Raw genomic sequence first — 17,402 nt, 5'->3', positions numbered from 1 at the left:
CTCCCGCAGGCGGGAGAGGGCTTTTGATCCGCTATGGATCAGCTATCCAGGTTGCAATGCTCGAGCCAGGGGGCGAGGTCGTTGTACGAGATCGGTTCGAGGAAGATCAGGCCGGCCTTGTCCTCGCTCGACCAGCGCGTCGTACAGCGGCGCGAGGGGAGGCCGGGGACCGAGAGGATGATCTCGATATCCTCGCGCGGCGGCCTGGGCATCGCGATCCGGGCGCCGCTCTGCGAGATGTTCTCGAGCGTGACGTCGATAGGGCGGCCGAAACAAGTGATCCGCGCGGCGCACGTCACGTCGAAGCGCGGCGCGCGGGGCGCCGGGCCACAGAAACGTTCGAGCCCGGCCTTGGCCTGGGCAAGGATGTGATCGACGTCGATGGGCTCGGCGAATTCGACGCCGGCGCGGCCTTCGCTGCTCCAGACGACGCTGCCCCGCAGCTGGTCGCCGCTGCGCAATTCGACCGTCACCCAATTGCCGTAGCCGAGCGTGTAGTGCGTCTCGATCATCATGCCCGTCACCGAGACGTTGCGGACGCGGCAGAGATGCTCGATCATGCCGCTGCACCGGAGCTTGCCGACCAGCAGCGTCGTTACGGTGCGCGGTGCGCGATCGCGCGCGAGGCCCGCTTCCGCGGACTGGGCCTTCGTCAAGTGCATGGCTGTCCTCCGTGGTCGAAGCGACTCCCTCGTCCCACAGCATAGGCACGAAAAAGGGGGCGCTGTAATCTCAGTAAAGTTGCGCTCCGGGTCATGCCGGGTTCGCCTGGGTAACGGCGACTTTCCGCAGAACGCCGGCGCCGAACGCTTCGGGGGCGGCGGCCATGACGACTTTCCGAAAGGTCTCGAGATCGGGGATCAGTCCGTCCGGACCCGCGGCCATCGGGGTGCGATAGGTGCGCATATTGATCGCATGGAGCAATAGCGGCAGCCGCGCGGTCACGAATTCGGCCTGGTCGGCGGGCACTTCGAGCTGAACCTGAAACTGGACATATCCCGAAAGGCGACCGTCGGCGAAGACGAGCGGCGCGAGGATCTTGCCGGCATCGACGAAGCTCGGCTCGACGTCGTCATGCGCGCTCGCGGCCGCCGGAGCCTTGGGGCCGAGCAGCATCACGGTGGCGTATGCGGCACCCCCGCCCAGGCCGAGGCCGGCGAGGAGTATAAAGAGCAGAAACAGGATCTTCTTCATTGTCTCTGCCTCAGAACTTGAAGCTGGAATCGCTGGGGAGCGCCGAGGCTTCGGCCTTGAGCACGATCGTGATGCGGCGGTTCTCGGCGCGATCGGGCTGGTCCGGATAGACCGGCCGGGTGGCGCCCATCGCGACGATCTCGGCGAAACGGTCCGTGGTCATGCCGGAGGCGATCAGCGCCGAGCGGGCGGCAAGCGCGCGCTCGCCCGACAGGCGCCAATTGGCGTCGCTCTGGCCGCCGGTGCCGTCGGTATGGCCCTCGATCGCGATCTGCGCGCCGGAGGTGGCGAGCTTGGCCGCAACCTTTGTCAGCATCCCGCGGGCATAGGGGTTGAGCTGGGCGGTGTTGGCGCGGAACATCGATTGCTGGTCGGTATCCATCAGCGTGATGCGCAGGCCGTCGCGGCTCGGGTCGATCTTGACGTTGCGTTTCGCCTGGGGGTCCGGCGATGCGGGATCCAGCGCGACCTGCAGCTCGGAGGCGAGCACGCGCATCGAGGCATCGGGGACATTCGCCGTGCCGCCGCTCGCGGCGCCCGCGACGGCGGCGTCGCTGGTGGGCGTGCCCTGCGCCTTGCTGCTGTCGGTCGAGTTCTTGCGCGAACGCCCGCCCGCGCCCTCCGACGTACCTTGAAGCGGTGTCGTCGGCGAGGCTTCGCCCACGGTCGGCGTGAAATATTGGGCGAGACCCTTCAGCCGCTCCTTGTCGGGATTCGAGATCAGCCACAGCAGCATGAAGAACGCCATCATCGCGGTCACGAAATCGGCATAGGCGACCTTCCAGGCGCCGCCGTGATGCTTGCCGGCGACCTTCTTGACCCGCTTGATGACGATCGGCCGTTCGTTGGGAATGCTGGCCATGTCAGCAGCCCCGCAGCGCGGTTCGGAGGCGATCCTGCACCACGCCCAGGCGGACATGGCCGATCGCGGTCAGCGAATCCTCGCCGCCGGCGATGCGTTCGAGCAGGTTCACGCATTCGTCGGCATGCTGGACCAGATAGTCGAACGACTGGAGCTGTTCGAGATAGGAGGCGCCGAAGTGCTCGTCGGCGACGAGCACTTCGGCAAGCCGCTCGAGCATGTCGCGCATCTCGCGCAGCTCGCCGGCGATCACCAGATGGAGCGCGCCCGAATAGGGGTCGTACGCCTGGAGCGGCTGCATTGACGAGGGCTGGGCGGGCGCGGACATACACGACATCAGAACAGCTCCAGATCGCCGCCGGCGACCGGCAGGGGCAAGGGGTTGAGGGGACGTTCGGGGACGCGATCCGCGACTTTGGTGCAGCGGCTGCGGCCCTCATGCGGGAGGAACTCGATCTTGCGTGCCGAGGACCCGCCGAGGTCGCTATGCGCGACCTCGATGCCTTCGGTCTTCATGAAGCGATGCGCGAACGCCGCGTTCGAGGATCCGATCGACCCGAGGCCCGAGACGATGTTGGCGCCACCATAAAGATGTGCCCGCAGACGATTGCGCATCGCACCCTTCGCCATCATGCCGTTGATCAGCAATTCCATCGCGTGGACGCCGTAACGCTGCATGTCCCCGGCCGAGACGCGGTGGTCGGAGCTCGGTTCGCCCAGCAGGAAGTGGTTCATCCCGCCGACCTTGGCGACCGGATCGTAGAGGCACGCGGCGACACAGCTTCCCAGCAGCGTCGACACGACGACGTCGGGCTCGACCACGATGGCATTCTCACCTTGCACGATCGAGACCCGACGCATCAGGTGAGCTCGCCGAAGACGCGTTCGATCTTCTCCTTGAGCGCCGCGGGAGCGAAGGGCTTGACGACGTAGTTGTTGACGCCGAGCGCGGCCGCCTTCTGCACGATCTCCTTGTCGGCGGAGCCGGTCAGCATGATGAACACGGTCTTGCCGATGACGGGATCGGTGCGCACGGCTTCCAGGAACTGGAGACCGTCCATCTCGGGCATGTTGAAATCCGAGATGACGAGGTGGACGCGATCGCTCTTGATCGCCGACAGCGCCTCGGGCGCACTCGCTTTGTCGCGCACGTCCTTGAAACCCAGATCCTGCAAGGCGCGACGGATCATCGCGCGCATGCTGGTCTGATCGTCCACGACCATAACCTTGATTGCTGCAGCAGCAGGCATCAGACGCTCCCAACCTTCTCGCGGCATGCCTTGAGGATCGCCTCAGGCATGCCAGACAAACCAACTTCCTTCTCGACCGCGCCGAGTTCCTGCGCGGCGCGGGGCATGCCCCAGACGACGCAGGTCTCGCGGCTCTGGCCGAGCGTACGGGCGCCCGCACGGCGCATCGCCAGCAGGCCTTCCGCGCCGTCCTGACCCATCCCGGTCAGGATCGCCCCGACCGCCGCGGCGCCGAGCGGCGCCACCGAGCGGAACAGCACGTCGACCGAGGGGCGATGGCCGGCGACCAGGTCTCCGGGACGCAGCCTGATGCGCCCGGCAACGCCGCCGGACAGCTCCATGTGCGTCTCGCCCCCAGGTGCAATATAGACGGTTCCCGGCTGGATCGTTGCACCTTCGGTCGCTTCGACGACGCGGACGCTACATTCGGCGTCGAGCCGCTGCGCGAAGCTGCGGGTGAAGCTGGCCGGCATGTGCTGGACGATCAGCACCGGCGGACAATCCGCGGGCAAGGCAGGCAACAGCGAGAACAGTGCCTCGACGCCGCCGGTCGACGATCCGATCGCGATCAGCTTGCCCGCGGCGCCGCCGGCGATGCTGGGCTGCTGGGGCAGGCGGGCCGGCCCGGCACGCGCCGCCGAACGGGCGGCGGTCTTGACCTTCTCGCAGAGCAACGTCGCGTCGCGCTCGATGTCCTCCGGCGTGCCGCTCGGCTTGGTGACATAGTCGATCGCGCCGAGGCGCAGCGCCTCGATCGTGACTTCGGCGCCGCGCGCGGTGAGCGTCGAGCACATCACCACCGGCATCGGCCGCAGGCGCATGATCCGCTCGAGGAACGACAGGCCGTCCATCCCCGGCATTTCGACGTCGAGCGTCAGCACGTCGGGGTTGAGTGTCTTGATCATGTCGCGCGCCGCGAAAGGCTCGGGCGCCATGCCCACGACTTCGATCTCGGGATCGGCCGAAAGCATGCGCTTCAGCGTCGCCCGCATCGACGCACTGTCGTCGACGATAAGGGTACGTACGGGTCTCATCCCCGGATCTCCGGCCTGGCGTAAATGGTATGGCCGCACGATTTCATCCTGCTGGCCGCGGGCCCGATCAGACGTTCGGAATGGCCGATATAGAGGTGACCGCCAGGCGCGAGCTGGTCGACGAAACGCCCCTCCAGCTCCTCCTTCGCGGGATCGCCGAAGTAGATCATCACGTTGCGGCAGAAGATTACGTCATACCGGGCTTTTAGCGGCCATTTCTCGAACAGGTTCAGAACCCGTGCGGTGACCAGCTGGCGCGCTTCCTCGGCCATCACGAAGCCCCCCGGCGCTGGCCGCATCCAGGTGCTGCGATAGGGCTCGGGAACGCCGGCCGCGACATTCTCCGCATAGAAGCCGCGCGCGACGGACTCGACCACGTGCGGCGCGATGTCGGTGGCGAGCAGGCGGACGTCGGCACTGCGCAGCCAGGTCGCGGACGTGCGGTCCGGACCGAGCAGGCACATCGCGATCGTATAGACCTCCTCGCCCGACGAGCAGCCCGCCGACCAGATTCGGATCGGGCCCTGCTTGCGCTTGAGCACCGGCAGGACGTGCTCGCGGAAATGATCGAAGTGATGCGGCTCGCGGAAGAAATGCGTGTGATTGGTGGTCAGCGCCACCACCATCGCATGGCGCTCCTGCGCATCGGACTGGACCAAGGCGACATATTCCGAGAAGCGGCCGAGGCCATATTCGCGCAGCCGCCGCGCGAGGCGGGACTGGACCAGAGTGGTCTTGGCCGCGCTCAGTTCGATGCGCGCATCGCTGTGCATGATCGCGGCGATCGCGGCGAAGTCGCGGGGCGACAGTTCCGCATTCGCCGCCGCCATCGCGCTGCCGCCGGCGAGCGCCGCGGCGCCCCCGGCCGGGCTCACGCCGCGAGATCCAGATGCCTGGTCAGGCTCAGCGCCTCGAGATCGAGCAGCAGCACCATCGTGCCGTTCTCGTCCCGCGTGCCGTCCTTTGCGCGGGTGGTGATGCGCACCAGCCCGTCGATCACGCTGGCTTCGATCGTCTCGACCTCGGGGGCCGGCTGGATCTCGCTGCGATTGATCGCCACGATGTCGTTGACTTCGTCGACGAGGAAGCCCGCCTGCTTGCCGGCGATGCTGACAACCAGCACGCACGAGCGCGCGTGGATTGCGCTCGGCTCCCAGCCCAGCCGCTCGGCGAGGCCGACCACGGGGATGACGTTGCCGCGCAGATTGGTCACGCCCTTGATGAAGGTCGGAACGTTGGGCAGCGGCGTCGGCTCGTCCCATTCGCGGATCTCGATGAGCGCACCCATGTCGATCCCGAAGGTCTGCTTGCCGAGCGTGAAGGTGACGATCTTGCAGTCGCTCGCGGTTTCAGTGGTGGTGGTCATGCGGCCAGTCCTTTGGGGGTGTAGCGGGAAGTGGAAGCGACGAGTGCCTCGATATCGAGGATGAGCGCGATCGAGCCGTCACCGAGGATGGTGGCGCCGCCCAGCCCGCGGATCGGGTGGAGGTTCTGGTCGAGGCTCTTGATCACCACTTCGCGGCGGTCGTCGATGGTATCGACGACGAGGCCGACCTTGCCGTGCTCGCTCTCGACGATGACGACCAGCGAGTCCTCGACGAGACGATCGTCGTTGAGCCCGAAGATCTCGGTCGCCCGCTTCACCGGGACATATTCGCCGCGCATGTCGATCACTTCGGTGTCGGGCGACGTGCGCTTGACCTGGCCCGGCTCGGGCTGGACGGTCTCGAGCACATGCGCGAGCGGAAGGACGAAGCGCTGGCTGGCGAGCCGGACGATCATGCCGTCGAGGATCGCGAGCGTCAGCGGCAGGATCATCGTGAAGGTCGTGCCTTCGCCGGGAACCGAATGAATCTCGACGCGGCCGCCGAGCGCCTCGACGTTCGAGCGGACCACGTCCATGCCGACGCCGCGGCCCGAGATGTTCGAGATCGTCTCGGCAGTCGAGAAGCCCGGCGCGCAGATCAGCTGATCGATCTCTTCGTTCGACAGGACCGCGTCGGGCGAGATGATGCCCTTTTCGATCGCCTTGGCCTTGACCCGCTCGCGGTTGATGCCGCGGCCATTGTCCTGGACGCGAACGAAGATGCGCGCACCCTTCTGCTCGGCCGACAGCTTGATCGTCCCGACCGGCGACTTGCCGGCGGCGAGGCGCTCTTCGGTGCTTTCGAGGCCATGGTCCGCGGCGTTGCGGATCATGTGAGTCAGCGGATCGCCGATCTTCTCGATCACGCCCTTGTCGACTTCGGTGGTCTCGCCGACGGTCTCGAGCTCGATCTGCTTGCCGGTCTCGGCCGAGAGGTCGCGCAGCATGCGCGGCACCCGGCTGAAGGCCTGCTTGATCGGCTGCGCGCGCAGCGACATGACATTGTCCTGGATCTGGCGCGTGAGGCGCGCCAGCTCGGGCAGCTCGACGCGCTGGCGGTCGGCGGGCGACAGCCGGTCGGCGAGGATCGAATTGCGGATCACCAGCTCGCCGACGAGGTTGAGCAGCAGATCGAGCTTGGCGAGATCGACGCGGATCGTCTGCGAGGCTTCGCTCGCCGGCTTCGGCGCCGCGCTCTCGACCGGGGCCGGAGCGGGAGTCGGTGTCATCGGCGTGGCGGCGAGATCCGCCACCACCTGCTGGACCTGCGCGGTGAGATCCTCGATCGTGGCCATCACCGGCACGAACGGGATCAGATCCTCCAGCGCTGCTTCGGGAGCCGTGGCTTCGATGACGGGCACGGGGATGAACGCCGGGGCGGGGGCCTCGACTTCGTTGCGCGTAATTTCGATCAGCGAATCCGGTGCGACGAAATCGAAGCAATCGTCGATGTCGTTCCGCGGCACGTCGCCCGGCATGCTGAGCACCCAGGTGAAATAGGCGTCCTCGGGATCGAGGTCGCGCAGCGGCGGCACGTCGGACACGTCGACCGACTCGATCGTCGCGCCGAGCGTCTCGAGCTCGCGGATGAGCAGCATCGGCTCGCTGGCATTGGCGAGCGCGGCGCGCGACGGCTTGAAGCGGATCGTCCAGCTCGCGGCATCGGCCGCCGGCGCGGCGGGCGCGTCGAAATCGTCGAGCGAGAAGGCGACCGGCGTGAAGCCGAATTCGTCCTCGGCCACGGCCGGCGCGGGTGCCGCTTCGATCACGGGGGCGGGAGCGGGGGCAGGCGCCGCACCGCTTTCGTCCGCTGCGCCCTTGTCGGCGAGCACCTTCTCGAGCGCGGCGAGCGCTGCGGCGTCGTTGGGACGCGGCGCGAGGCCCTTGGCGGTCTCGACGTGATCCGAGAGCACGTCGAACGAGCTCAGCATCACTTTCACGACGCCGGGGGTGGGCGCGATCTTGCCCGCGCGAACCTCGTCGAGCACATTCTCGAACTTGTGTGCGAACGCCGTCAGGTCGGCGTGGCCGAACGCGCCGGCGCCGCCCTTGATCGAGTGGACCGCACGGAACACGCCGGCGATCGTCTCGGCAGAGACGTCGCCGGCCTGCATGGCCGAAAGGCCCTGCTCGGCGGTCGTGAGACCCTCAGTGCATTCTTCGAAGAAGATTGCCTGGATTTCGTCGAGCTCGTCGCTCACGGGCAGACGCGGCGGATCGCCGCCCCCAGCTTGGTGGCTTCGAAGGGCTTGGTGATCCAGCCGGTCGCGCCGGCCGAGCGGGCGCGGGCCTTCTTCTCGTCCGAGAATTCGGTCGAGAGGACGAGGATCGGCGTGCCGCGGAACTCATGTCGGGCCCGGACCGCCTCGATCAGTTCGAACCCGTCCATCTTCGGCATGTTGATGTCGGTGATCAGCAGGTCGGGCTTGACCTCATCCATGCGCTCGAGCCCGTGCTGGCCGTCATTGGCGCTTTCGATGCGATAGCCCTGCGCGGTCAGCGACGTCTTGAGCAGCATGCGCATGCTCGCCGAATCATCGACGGTAAGGATCAACTTGCTCACTGGACGTCTCCGGTTTCGAGTCCGATCGCGGCGGCCAGACGGCAGCTGTTCACGCGATTGACAAAGGCTTGGCTGGGATTGGCGATGCGGAAACCCTGGCCGTTCGCCGCCGCCTCGTTGCGCGCGGCGACGAGGAGCTGGAGCACGGCCTGGCCGACGCTCTCGACCTGCGACGCGTCGACTTCGATCGTGTCGTCGAGATCGGCGGCGAGGACGAAGCGGACGCGCAGGTCTTCCGCAGTGACGGTGGTGCCGTGCGCGGGCAGGCGCAGCGCGCGGTCATCCGCCTCAGGCAGTTGCAGGGTTGAGTCCATTTTTCGCCTCGTCGAGAGCAGTTTCGAGTTGCTGGAAGGTCGGCGCGAAGGCCGACGGCGTCATGCGGCGCGCGATCTCGATCGCGACCTGAACCGGCTGGTTCTGGGCATAGGCGACCACTGCGGTCTTCACGATGAAGAACGGCTTGGCGTCCTCCTCGATCGTCTCCATCAGCTTCGCGGCGAGCGGGCCGACGACGCAATAAGCGAGGAGCACGCCGAGGAAGGTGCCGACCAGCGCGCCGCCGATCATGGCGCCTAGGATCTCGGTCGGTTGATCGATCGATCCCATCGTCTTGATGACGCCGAGCACCGCGGCGACGATGCCGAGCGCGGGCAGGCCGTCGGCCATGATCTGGAGTGCGTGCTGCGGGCCCGCTTCCTCGTGGTGATGCCTCTCGATATCGGCTTCCATCGCCGCCTCGATCTGATGCGGATCCTCGAAGCTGACCGTCATCATGCGCAGGTAGTCGCAGATGAATTCGATGAGGTGATGGTCCTTGAGCAGCCGCGGATAGGGGCTGAAGATCGAACTTTCCTCGGGCTTGTCGAGATGCGGCTCGATCGCGGTGGCGCCGCCTTTCTTGAAGGTCGACAGCACGCCGAACATCAGCGTCAGCAGGTCCTTATAGTCCTGCGCTTTCCAGCGGCCGCCCTTGAAGGCGCGCATGACGCCGCCACCGGCCTTCTTCACCGTCGCCATCGAGTTGGAGACGATGAAGGCGCCGATCGCCGCGCCGGCGATGGCCATCATTTCATGCGGCAACGCGTGCGCGATGATCTCGAACTTGCCGCCCGAGATCACGAAGCTGCCGAAGACGCAGCCCAGGATGATGAGGAAACCTACGCCGTTCAGCATGACGGTGCCGCTATTCTTTCTTTGGTGTTTCCAGAATTATAGGACGGATTTGGCGGGCCGCGTTGCGACGTGGCCCGTTTTTGCTCAGGTTGTCTGCCGGTCCTGCCGTCGCGGCCATGGGGCGCAGGGCGGCGCAAGCAAATGCGTGCGGGAAATTGGGTCGGCCAATGCGGTTTCCAAGGAAAATGCGCCCCGCTTCGGCGGACGCGTGATTCTTATAGGAAGCGCGCAGGCCAGCTCCGCAAAATCTTCCTAGAATGAAGGGTCTGCAAAGGAGCTCGCATGACTCTCACTGCCTACCAGACCGCCCGGAGCCGGGCGGAAACGCCGCGCTCGGCCGAATTCCGGCTGATGAGCGAAATCACCGGCGAGATGATGGACGCCGAAACCGCCGGATTGAAGGGCGCGATGCTGATGCAGTCGCTCCACCGCAACCGCGAGATGTGGTCGGCCTTCGCCACCGATTGCGGTGCGACGGGCAATGGCCTGCCGCGCGAACTCCGCGCGCAGATCATTTCCCTCGGCCTGTGGGTCGAGCGTTTCACCAGCGACGTGGTCGCCGGGCGTGAGCCGATCGGCGAGCTGATCTCGCTCAACCGCACGATCATGGAAGGCTTGCGCGGCCAGCGCCTCGCAGCCTGAGCCACTTCCTCATGGATCCTGAAAGGGCGTCGCGGCTGACCGCGGCGCCCTTTTTGTTTGGCGGAGCGGCGATGTGGCAATCCATTCTCGCACTCATGCGAAGCATGACGGAGGGGGAGGAAGCGTCAACGTCCCGGCGTGCTTCCTCCCCCTCCGACGCCTTCGGCGCCACCTCCCCTTGGCGGGGGAGGATCGGGAAACGAAAAGGGGCGCCGCGGCCGATGCCGCAACGCCCCGTTTTCTTCCACGCGATAGCCCCTAGAACGAAGCCCAATCGTCCGAGCCGCCGTTGCCGTTGGCCATCGCCGCAACCGGGAGCGCCTTGACCGGCGAGACATAGCCGTTCGACTTCGCCGCTGGCCGCGCGGGCCTGGCCGGCGCCGACGCGCGCACGGTGGCGACATAGGTGTCGGTGCCGACGTTGAACTTCGACGCCTGCTCGCTGAGCGCGGCGACCTCGCCCGACAGGTTACGCGCGGCTGCGGACGTCTCCTCGACCATCGCGGCATTCTGCTGGGTCGACTGGTCCATCGTCCCGATCGCGACGCTGATCTGGGCGATGGCGGTCGACTGGGCCTGGTTGTCGGTCGCGATCTGGCCGAGCAGCGAATGAACCTCGCCCACGTCGCCCGAGATGTCGGCCAGTGCATGATCGACCTTCTGGACCATCTCCACCGCCGCGACGATGTCGGTCTGGGTAGCGGTCAGCTGGTCGCGGGCACGCCCGGCCTCCTCTTCGGCGCGCATCGCGAGCGCACTGACGAGGTCGGCGACGACCGCGAAGCCGCGGCCTGCTTCACCCGCGCGGCCGGCCTCGACCGCGGCGTTCATCGCGAGAACCCGCGTCTGGAACGCGATCTTGTCGAGGCCCTCGATCACGCTGTCGATGCCCTTGGCCGAATCCGCCACGCGGGTCATCGCGTGGACTGCCTCGTCGGCGATCTCGCGGCCGCCGGTGACGGTGGCGATGGCGCCGTCGGCGCGTTCTACCGTGCGGTCGGCGGACGCGGCGGTCGCCTTGAGACGGCCGTCCATCTGGGTGACCGCCGCCGAAGTCTCTTCGAGGCTCGCGGCATTGGCTTCGGTGCGGCGCGCGAGATCCTCGGATGCCTGGGCGATCTCGCCCGAGCCGGTACGGATCGTCGCGGCGCTTTCCATCACGGTGCCGATCAGGTTGCGCAGCTCGGTGACCGCGGCGTTGAAGTTGACCTTCACTGATTCATAGGCCGGCGAGAAGGCGTCGTTGATCTCGCTGGTCAGGTCGCCCTGCGCCAGCTTGCTCAGGTTCACTTCGAGCGTCGAAACCACGCGCTGCTGCTCGGCATCGGCGATCTTCTTGGCCGCATCGGCCTTTTCCTTCTCGATCGCCTGCTCGCGGAACACCAGCACCGCCTTGGCCATCGCGCCGATCTCGTCGCCGCGGTCGGTGCCCGGCACGTCGGCGGCGTTGTTGCCCTCGGCGAGTGTCTTCATCCGTGCCTGAAGATTCGTGATGGGCGCCGTGATGCCCAGCCGCGAGACGAGCAGGCCGATGCCGATCGCGACTGCGATCGCGATCAGGCTGACGACGAGCATGGTGGTCGAAGTGCTGCTCGCGCTCGCCGAAAGATCGTTCGAAAGGGCCTTCGCGTCGGCGATGCGCTGGTCGTTCGCCTTGATGAGCTCTGCCGCCATCGTCACTGCCTTGGTGTCGAGATCCGCAAGGATCGCGCGCGCGGCATCATTTTCGTCGCGGCTGCCATGGCGGATCGCCTCGACTGCGCCCTTGTGGATTTCGTCGAAGGTTCCGCGGATCGTCGTGATCTCGCCGGCGAGGCCGGGATCCAGCTGCTTGACCTCGTCGAACAGCTTGACGGCGCCTTCATACGACGCGCGCTCTTCTTCCACGGCGGCGCGGCTTGCCGCGGACCCACCCGGATATGCCATCACGCGATAGCTGGCATAGAGCATCTGCGAACCGAGGCGGTTCGCGCGGGCAAGCTTGGTGGTGATCGGAAGCTTGACGTCGACCAGTACCGCATAATCGGCGTCGGTTTTCGTGAGCGCGCGCGAGCCATAAAAGGACACGCCCAGCGTGATCAGGCCGAGCATCAGCAGCAGCCCGAGGATCTTCACGGGAATTTTGATGCGGGCGAGGAGGTCCACCATAGGATAGCCTTTTCTGTTCGGAAGCGCGCAGCGCTCGCTGCTCGCGACAGGGATTCAGTATCTTATAGAAGCGGGCCGGGGCCGGAGGTCCTCGGCCGGGCGGATTGGCGCCTAGGGATTTTCCCGGATACGCGGGGCAGATCACCTCGGCGCGAGCCCTGTTTCCCGCAGTCCGGCACGGGCCAGTTCGTTGCCGCGCCACCCCGGCCCGCCGCTGCGCCTATAAAGAGGATCAGCCCTTTCATTCCCGGAGCCTGCCGTGACCTCGACTTTCCTCTCGCCCCTGTTGCGCGGCGCGCTCACGGGTTTTTGTGCGGTGGCGGCATTGCCGGCATTCGGGCAAATCGCCGGCGAGAAGGATGGTGGCGTCCAGTTCAGCATCGACGCCACCACGCGGGCGCGGGTCGAGGCGATCGGCGGCCAGTTCCGTCCCAATGTTGCAGCAGACGACGTGTTCGTCTCGTTCCGCACTACGGTTGCAGCGAAGGCCGAACTCGGAGCCGTCGCGATCGGAGGCGAGATCGTGGACGCGCGCGGCTATGGCCAGCGCGACGGTTCGTCGGTGCGGACCAGCGAAGTCAACGCGCTCGAGCCGATCCAGGCCTATGTCGCGTATCGCGCCTCCGACGCCTTCGCCAGGGGCGCGACGGCGACGATCACGGCCGGACGCTGGTCGCTCGATATTGGTTCGAGCCGCCTGGTCGGCCGCACCGACTTCCCCAACGCGGTTCAGTCCTATCTCGGCGGCCTCGTCGAGTGGCGCAGCAAGGGCAAGGACCGGATCGTCGCATTCTGGGCGAAGCCCTTCTCGGCGCTTCCCGATGACGTGGCCGGAATCGAAGACAATGCGATCGAGCTCGATCGCGCGGGCGGAAACCTGACCTTTTTTGGTGCCAGCGCGACGCTGGCCAAGGCCTTCCGCAATGTCGGCGTGGAGGCCTATGGCTATCGTCTCGCCGAAGATGACCGCGTGATGCGGCTGACGCGCAACCGCCATCTCGTCACGGCCGGCGTGCGCCTGCGCCGCGCGCCAGCAAAGGGCCAGTTCGATTTCGAAGGCGAGGCCGCGTATCAATGGGGCACCGCACGCGCGACCACCGCCGTCAGCGATGTGCGTAACCTCGATGTCCGCGCCGGCTTCGCGCATGTCGAGGCCGGGTGGACCGCGGCGCGGGGCTGGACACCTCGCGTCTCGGCGATGTTCGACTATGCCTCGGGCGACGGGCGCGACGCCGGCACATGGGGTCGATTCGATACGCTGTTCGGTGCGCGCCGTTCGGACTTCGGCCCGGTCGCGCTCTATGGCCCGGTGGGTCGCGCGAACCTGCTCTCGCCAGGGCTCCGGCTCGAAGCCAAGCCTTCGAAGCGGCTCGATTTCATGACTTCGCTGCGCGGACTGTGGCTGGCGCGGGCGACCGACAGCTTCGCCTCCACCGGCGTGCGCGATCGCAACGGCGCTTCAGGACGCTATGCCGGAACCCAGTTCGAAGCGCGCGCGCGTCGCTGGCTGGTTCCGGAGCGGCTGCGCCTCGAGGTCGGTGGCGCATATCTGGCGAAGGGCCGCTTCCTCGAGAATGCGACCAATGCCCCCGACACCGGCGACACGCGCTACGTCTATATGGACCTGGCCGCCAGTTTCTGAACGGGGCTCAGTTCTTCGGAAACAGCCCTGCCGCGAACGCGATGCGCAGCGCTTCCGAAAGGCTGCGCACTTCGAGCTTCTCCATCAGATTGGCGCGATAGATTTCCACCGTGCGCGGGCTGATGTCGAGCTCATAGGCGATGATCTTGTTCGATCGGCCTTCGATCAGTCCTTTGAGAACATCGGTCTCGCGCGGTGAGAGCTTGGCGATCTTCGCCTCGGCGGCGCCGACGCGGTTCGCCGCTTCATTATCCTCCTCGAGCCGGGCAAAGGCATTGTCGATCAGCTGGAGCAGCGTCTCGGCCTCATAGGGTTTTTCGATGAAGTCGAGCGCGCCGGCCTTCATCGCCTGGACCGCGAGGCCCACATTTCCCTGGCCGGTGAGAACGATCGGCACGAATCGCGGGCTGCCGTCGAGCGCGGTCAGCACGTCGAGGCCGGTGGCGCCGGGCATGTGAAAATCGAGCAACAACACGCCGGGGTCGAGTTCGTTCACGTCCTGGAGAAAGGCATCGCCCGATCGAAACCCTCGGACGATCAGATCCTGGCGTATCGACAGCAGGCTGTGAAGCGAGGCGCGGACAGCGTCATCGTCGTCCACGATGTAGATCGTTCTGCTCATCTATTCCACACCCTCCTCTATGGCGGGTAGAGTGAAGCGGAAGCTCGCTCCTCCCTCAGGCCGGTTCTCCGCGCTCAGTGTCCCGCCATGTGCCTCAATGATACGCTTGCTGATCGAAAGTCCAATACCCATTCCACCTCCGTTACCTTTCGTGGAGGTAAAGCGTGAGAATAGTTGCTCCAACACATGAGGAGGAATTCCAGGCCCGGAATCGCTTACGACAATTTCAACCATCTGGTTATTGGGCTTATGGGAAGAAATCGTGATGTGTCGATCCTGCAGGCCAGAAGTCCGCAGCGCTTCCATGGAATTGCGGAGAAGGTTGACGAGGACTTGCTGTACCTGAATGCGGTCTGCAAAGATAAATGGTGCTTCTGAATCAAGTTCGTAGCTTACCCGGATGTGGAACTGCCCCGTTCCGACCAATACCAGATCGACGGCGTCGTGAACCGTGCGCTCAACCGACTCGGTGCGCATCTCGACTTCGCCGCGAGCCATGAATGCTCGCATTCGTCGAATGATCTCCCCTGCGCGCTGGGTTTGTTCGGAGCCCATCCGGAGCAGCTCGACGACGCGCTCGCCGCTCTCCCCCTTCTCGATCAACATGCGCGCGGCGGCGAGGAAGTTGGACGTTGCGCTCAGCGGCTGGTTGAGTTCATGCGCGAGGTCCGCCGCGAGCTCGCTCATCGCGCTTTGGCGTGAGACATGCGCGATCTCGGCGCTTAGTTCGCTCAAGCGCTCCTCGGTGGCGAGCTGTTTCGAAAGATTGCGTACGAACACGGTCAAGAGCGTCTGGCCGTCGCTGCGGGCGACGCCAGTTCGCAATTCGATCGGGAAGCGGCGGCCGTCCGCCGATTCCGCTGTGCCCTTCATCACTTCGTTGACGATCCCTTCGCCGGTTTTCACATAGCGCTTCAGTGTCGCCATGTGCGCCGTACGCCGGTCGACCGGGACCAGCATCTGCGCCGATCGGCCGAGCACATCCGCGGCGCGATATCCCCAGAGCTCCTCCGCGGCGGCGCTGAACTGCATGATCGTGGCGTGTTGGTCGAGCACCACCATCGCGTCCGGGACCGTCTCGAGCACCGAGCGGAGCTGCGCCTCGCGCCGGCGGAGGGCCGCCTCGCGTTCTTCGCGCTCGGTGACGTCGAGAATGACGCCGACCGCGCGCACCAGATTTCCCTCCGCGTCATAGAAGGCCCGCGCGGAGCCTTCCACGGCGCGGATGCCGCCCAGCGGCTTGAGGAAACGGTATCGAAAGCTGAACTTGTCGGCCCGATCGCGGACCGTGCGCGCGAGTGTGTCGAGGATTTGCTGGACGTCCTCCGGCTCCACCTGCATGCGCCAGCTTTCGAAGTTGGACAACACGCCCGGAATGAGGCCGAGGCGTTGTTCGGTACCAGGCGACCATTCCACCTTGCCGCTCGGGACATCCCACTCGAACACGCCCAGTTCGTGCGCGGACATTGCCAGTGCGAGCCGCTCCTCGCTGACCTTCAGCGCTTCGATCGCGGCGACGCGTTGGGTGATGTCGGTGACCTTGAGCAGCACGACTGGGGGGGCGCCCGGGCTCGCGACCTGATGCAGGCGCTCGAGCACCGAAACCTCGCGCCCGTCGCGGCAAATCTCCAGGAGTTCGTGCCCGTCTTCGAGGCGATTGCCCCGCGTCGCGGAATCGAGGCGACACCGCGAATGCAGCAGAAGATATTTGTTCTGCCCGAGCGCCTCGCCCGACGCCCAGCCGTAGAGCTGTTCGCATCCGGCCGACCAGTGCGTGATGCGCCCCTCCGGCGTTGTCAGGACGACTGTCGTGTGATCGAGCGCCTGGCTCAGCTCCACCATCGCCGCTTGCCCGCGCGCGACCCGGATGACGGCCCAATAAGCGACGAACGCCACGATCAGGATGTTGCAGATCACGACCAGCGCCTCTGACATCAGCGGCGGCAGCAGGCCGTGGCGCGAAATCAGCAATTCCAGGATCGACGGTACCACCGGCACGATTACGGCGACGGGCACCAGGACGCGGATGACGCGCCAGTCGCCGCTGCGCATCGTCAGAGACCGGACCCACAGCAATCTGCTGTGCAGGATGAGGAAGGCGATCGCCAGCAACAGAGTCGCGACTGCCGCGGGCAGCGAGACGGAGAAGATCTGCGCCGTTGTATTGGTAGGGCTCGAGAACAGGATCAGCATGGCCGTGGCCGCGGTCAGCGCGAACGTGATCGCGGCGATCAGGCCGCTGGCTTCGCCCGATAGCCATTTGCGCACCCCCGCACCATAACCGGCCGTGGCGAGGAGGACGAAGATCGTGGTGGGACTGGGGCCAGGCCTGCCGGGATGCGGGGCTTCATAGGCGGACACCAGATTCCAGAACAACAGCCGGTCCGTGCCGAAATCGGTGGCCAGCGCGTTCTGCAGGATCGAAGCCAGCGCGATCAGCAACGGCACGAGCCAGAGCACCGAGGCGAGACGATCGCGGTCGAACAGGGAAGCGAGAAAGCCACATGCGAGGCAGAAATAGCCGATCGCGGTGAGCGGCCAGATCGGGAAATCGTCGAAGCCGAACCCGCGAAGTGCGGGAAGATCGAACATCCATCCGGAGAGGGCGATCAGGCTGCACAGAGCCGCGAGCGCAACAAGGACTGCCGCGACATTTCTTGCCGGAGGTGGCAGCCTTTCGGCCGGCGCACCGGGACGGTTACTTACTCGCAAAATACCTGCCCCTGTACAGGGTAAAGCGAAGTGCCTCTGCCTTAACACCGATCAATTCTCTGTGGAAAGCTCCGAACATCCGATGTGGGCATTCTTGTTAGCATACGATTTTGCGTGAGATTCCAATAGTCAGGGTGCGCTTGCCAAAACTGGCGTTTGCCACGATCAAAGCGCGGCGCCGCGAGCGCAACGAA

The 17,402-nt window shown here is 65.8% G+C and carries 18 protein-coding genes; 2 read left to right on the top strand and 16 right to left on the bottom strand.

Going from position 1 to position 17,402, the window contains the following annotated elements; all coding sequences use genetic code 11:
* Positions 1 to 38: 38 nt before the first annotated feature.
* The 13 genes from BR78_RS0106050 to motA form a co-directional block, all read right to left on the bottom strand.
* Entirely contained in the window at positions 39 to 662 is a 624-nt protein-coding gene (locus BR78_RS0106050; protein WP_025560632.1) for a PilZ domain-containing protein, read from the bottom strand.
* A 91-nt stretch (positions 663 to 753) separates the two neighbouring features.
* On the bottom strand, positions 754 to 1,194 hold the full coding sequence (locus BR78_RS0106045; protein WP_025560631.1) for a hypothetical protein: 441 nt from the start codon (positions 1,192 to 1,194) through the stop codon (positions 754 to 756).
* A gap of 10 nt (positions 1,195 to 1,204) precedes the next feature.
* The gene (locus BR78_RS0106040; RefSeq protein ID WP_025560630.1) at positions 1,205 to 2,056 is read right to left on the bottom strand and encodes a flagellar motor protein MotB; all 852 of its coding nucleotides are present in this window, start codon (positions 2,054 to 2,056) and stop codon (positions 1,205 to 1,207) included.
* Position 2,057: 1 nt separating this feature from the next.
* On the bottom strand, positions 2,058 to 2,393 hold the full coding sequence (locus BR78_RS0106035) for a hypothetical protein (protein WP_025560628.1): 336 nt from the start codon (positions 2,391 to 2,393) through the stop codon (positions 2,058 to 2,060).
* Positions 2,393 to 2,917: a chemotaxis protein CheD gene (locus BR78_RS0106030; protein WP_025560627.1), complete on the bottom strand. Its 525-nt coding sequence runs from the start codon at positions 2,915 to 2,917 to the stop codon at positions 2,393 to 2,395. The genes BR78_RS0106035 and BR78_RS0106030 overlap by 1 nt, the downstream gene beginning before the upstream one ends.
* Complete coding sequence (locus BR78_RS0106025) at positions 2,917 to 3,306, bottom strand: response regulator (RefSeq protein ID WP_025560625.1); 390 nt, start codon at positions 3,304 to 3,306, stop codon at positions 2,917 to 2,919. Before BR78_RS0106025 ends, BR78_RS0106030 begins: the two co-directional genes overlap by 1 nt.
* Entirely contained in the window at positions 3,306 to 4,340 is a 1,035-nt protein-coding gene (locus BR78_RS0106020) for a protein-glutamate methylesterase/protein-glutamine glutaminase (RefSeq protein WP_025560624.1), read from the bottom strand. Before BR78_RS0106020 ends, BR78_RS0106025 begins: the two co-directional genes overlap by 1 nt.
* On the bottom strand, positions 4,337 to 5,215 hold the full coding sequence (locus BR78_RS0106015) for a CheR family methyltransferase (RefSeq protein ID WP_025560623.1): 879 nt from the start codon (positions 5,213 to 5,215) through the stop codon (positions 4,337 to 4,339). Before BR78_RS0106015 ends, BR78_RS0106020 begins: the two co-directional genes overlap by 4 nt.
* The gene (locus BR78_RS0106010; protein ID WP_025560622.1) at positions 5,212 to 5,706 is read right to left on the bottom strand and encodes a chemotaxis protein CheW; all 495 of its coding nucleotides are present in this window, start codon (positions 5,704 to 5,706) and stop codon (positions 5,212 to 5,214) included. The genes BR78_RS0106015 and BR78_RS0106010 overlap by 4 nt, the downstream gene beginning before the upstream one ends.
* A complete protein-coding gene (locus BR78_RS0106005) occupies positions 5,703 to 7,907 on the bottom strand; it encodes a chemotaxis protein CheA (RefSeq protein WP_025560621.1) in 2,205 nt (734 codons plus the stop codon). The genes BR78_RS0106010 and BR78_RS0106005 overlap by 4 nt, the downstream gene beginning before the upstream one ends.
* Positions 7,904 to 8,269 (bottom strand): response regulator, encoded by a 366-nt coding sequence (locus tag BR78_RS0106000; protein WP_025560620.1) that lies wholly within the window; start codon positions 8,267 to 8,269, stop codon positions 7,904 to 7,906. Before BR78_RS0106000 ends, BR78_RS0106005 begins: the two co-directional genes overlap by 4 nt.
* On the bottom strand, positions 8,266 to 8,583 hold the full coding sequence (locus BR78_RS0105995) for an STAS domain-containing protein (RefSeq protein WP_025560619.1): 318 nt from the start codon (positions 8,581 to 8,583) through the stop codon (positions 8,266 to 8,268). Before BR78_RS0105995 ends, BR78_RS0106000 begins: the two co-directional genes overlap by 4 nt.
* Positions 8,558 to 9,442: a flagellar motor stator protein MotA gene (gene motA, locus BR78_RS0105990; protein WP_025560618.1), complete on the bottom strand. Its 885-nt coding sequence runs from the start codon at positions 9,440 to 9,442 to the stop codon at positions 8,558 to 8,560. The genes BR78_RS0105995 and motA overlap by 26 nt, the downstream gene beginning before the upstream one ends.
* Positions 9,443 to 9,724: 282 nt before the next feature.
* On the opposite strand from motA, the gene flaF reads away from it, so the two are divergent.
* The gene (gene flaF, locus BR78_RS0105985) at positions 9,725 to 10,084 is read left to right on the top strand and encodes a flagellar biosynthesis regulator FlaF (RefSeq protein WP_029728721.1); all 360 of its coding nucleotides are present in this window, start codon (positions 9,725 to 9,727) and stop codon (positions 10,082 to 10,084) included.
* Between the two features lie 258 nt (positions 10,085 to 10,342).
* On the opposite strand, the gene BR78_RS0105980 is transcribed toward flaF, so the two are convergent.
* Positions 10,343 to 12,232, bottom strand: a complete 1,890-nt coding sequence (locus BR78_RS0105980) for a methyl-accepting chemotaxis protein (protein WP_029935678.1) — start codon at positions 12,230 to 12,232, stop codon at positions 10,343 to 10,345.
* Between the two features lie 259 nt (positions 12,233 to 12,491).
* On the opposite strand from BR78_RS0105980, the gene BR78_RS0105975 reads away from it, so the two are divergent.
* On the top strand, positions 12,492 to 13,874 hold the full coding sequence (locus BR78_RS0105975; RefSeq protein WP_029728723.1) for an alginate export family protein: 1,383 nt from the start codon (positions 12,492 to 12,494) through the stop codon (positions 13,872 to 13,874).
* Between the two features lie 7 nt (positions 13,875 to 13,881).
* On the opposite strand, the gene BR78_RS0105970 is transcribed toward BR78_RS0105975, so the two are convergent.
* Positions 13,882 to 14,496 (bottom strand): response regulator transcription factor, encoded by a 615-nt coding sequence (locus tag BR78_RS0105970; protein ID WP_029935675.1) that lies wholly within the window; start codon positions 14,494 to 14,496, stop codon positions 13,882 to 13,884.
* On the bottom strand, positions 14,497 to 17,088 hold the full coding sequence (locus BR78_RS0105965) for a PAS domain-containing sensor histidine kinase (protein ID WP_081855619.1): 2,592 nt from the start codon (positions 17,086 to 17,088) through the stop codon (positions 14,497 to 14,499).
* Positions 17,089 to 17,402 lie beyond the last annotated feature (314 nt).

The sequence above is a fragment of the Sphingomonas sp. UNC305MFCol5.2 genome (genome assembly GCF_000712135.1).
Taxonomy (GTDB): domain Bacteria; phylum Pseudomonadota; class Alphaproteobacteria; order Sphingomonadales; family Sphingomonadaceae; genus Sphingomonas.
The sequence above is the reverse complement of the archived record's forward strand: the minus strand, read 5'-3'. Positions and strand labels throughout refer to the sequence as shown.

Coding starts and splice junctions, on each gene's coding strand:
- BR78_RS0105995 (WP_025560619.1), bottom strand. CDS start 8,583: ATGGACTCAACCCTGCAACTGCCTGAGGCGGATGACCGCGCGCTGCGC.
- motA (WP_025560618.1), bottom strand. CDS start 9,442: ATGCTGAACGGCGTAGGTTTCCTCATCATCCTGGGCTGCGTCTTCGGC.
- BR78_RS0106025 (WP_025560625.1), bottom strand. CDS start 3,306: ATGCCTGCTGCTGCAGCAATCAAGGTTATGGTCGTGGACGATCAGACC.
- BR78_RS0105970 (WP_029935675.1), bottom strand. CDS start 14,496: ATGAGCAGAACGATCTACATCGTGGACGACGATGACGCTGTCCGCGCC.
- BR78_RS0105965 (WP_081855619.1), bottom strand. CDS start 17,088: ATGTTCGATCTTCCCGCACTTCGCGGGTTCGGCTTCGACGATTTCCCG.
- BR78_RS0106045 (WP_025560631.1), bottom strand. CDS start 1,194: ATGAAGAAGATCCTGTTTCTGCTCTTTATACTCCTCGCCGGCCTCGGC.
- BR78_RS0105980 (WP_029935678.1), bottom strand. CDS start 12,232: ATGGTGGACCTCCTCGCCCGCATCAAAATTCCCGTGAAGATCCTCGGG.
- BR78_RS0106050 (WP_025560632.1), bottom strand. CDS start 662: ATGCACTTGACGAAGGCCCAGTCCGCGGAAGCGGGCCTCGCGCGCGAT.
- BR78_RS0106040 (WP_025560630.1), bottom strand. CDS start 2,056: ATGGCCAGCATTCCCAACGAACGGCCGATCGTCATCAAGCGGGTCAAG.
- BR78_RS0106030 (WP_025560627.1), bottom strand. CDS start 2,917: ATGCGTCGGGTCTCGATCGTGCAAGGTGAGAATGCCATCGTGGTCGAG.
- flaF (WP_029728721.1), top strand. CDS start 9,725: ATGACTCTCACTGCCTACCAGACCGCCCGGAGCCGGGCGGAAACGCCG.
- BR78_RS0106035 (WP_025560628.1), bottom strand. CDS start 2,393: ATGTCGTGTATGTCCGCGCCCGCCCAGCCCTCGTCAATGCAGCCGCTC.
- BR78_RS0106010 (WP_025560622.1), bottom strand. CDS start 5,706: ATGACCACCACCACTGAAACCGCGAGCGACTGCAAGATCGTCACCTTC.
- BR78_RS0106020 (WP_025560624.1), bottom strand. CDS start 4,340: ATGAGACCCGTACGTACCCTTATCGTCGACGACAGTGCGTCGATGCGG.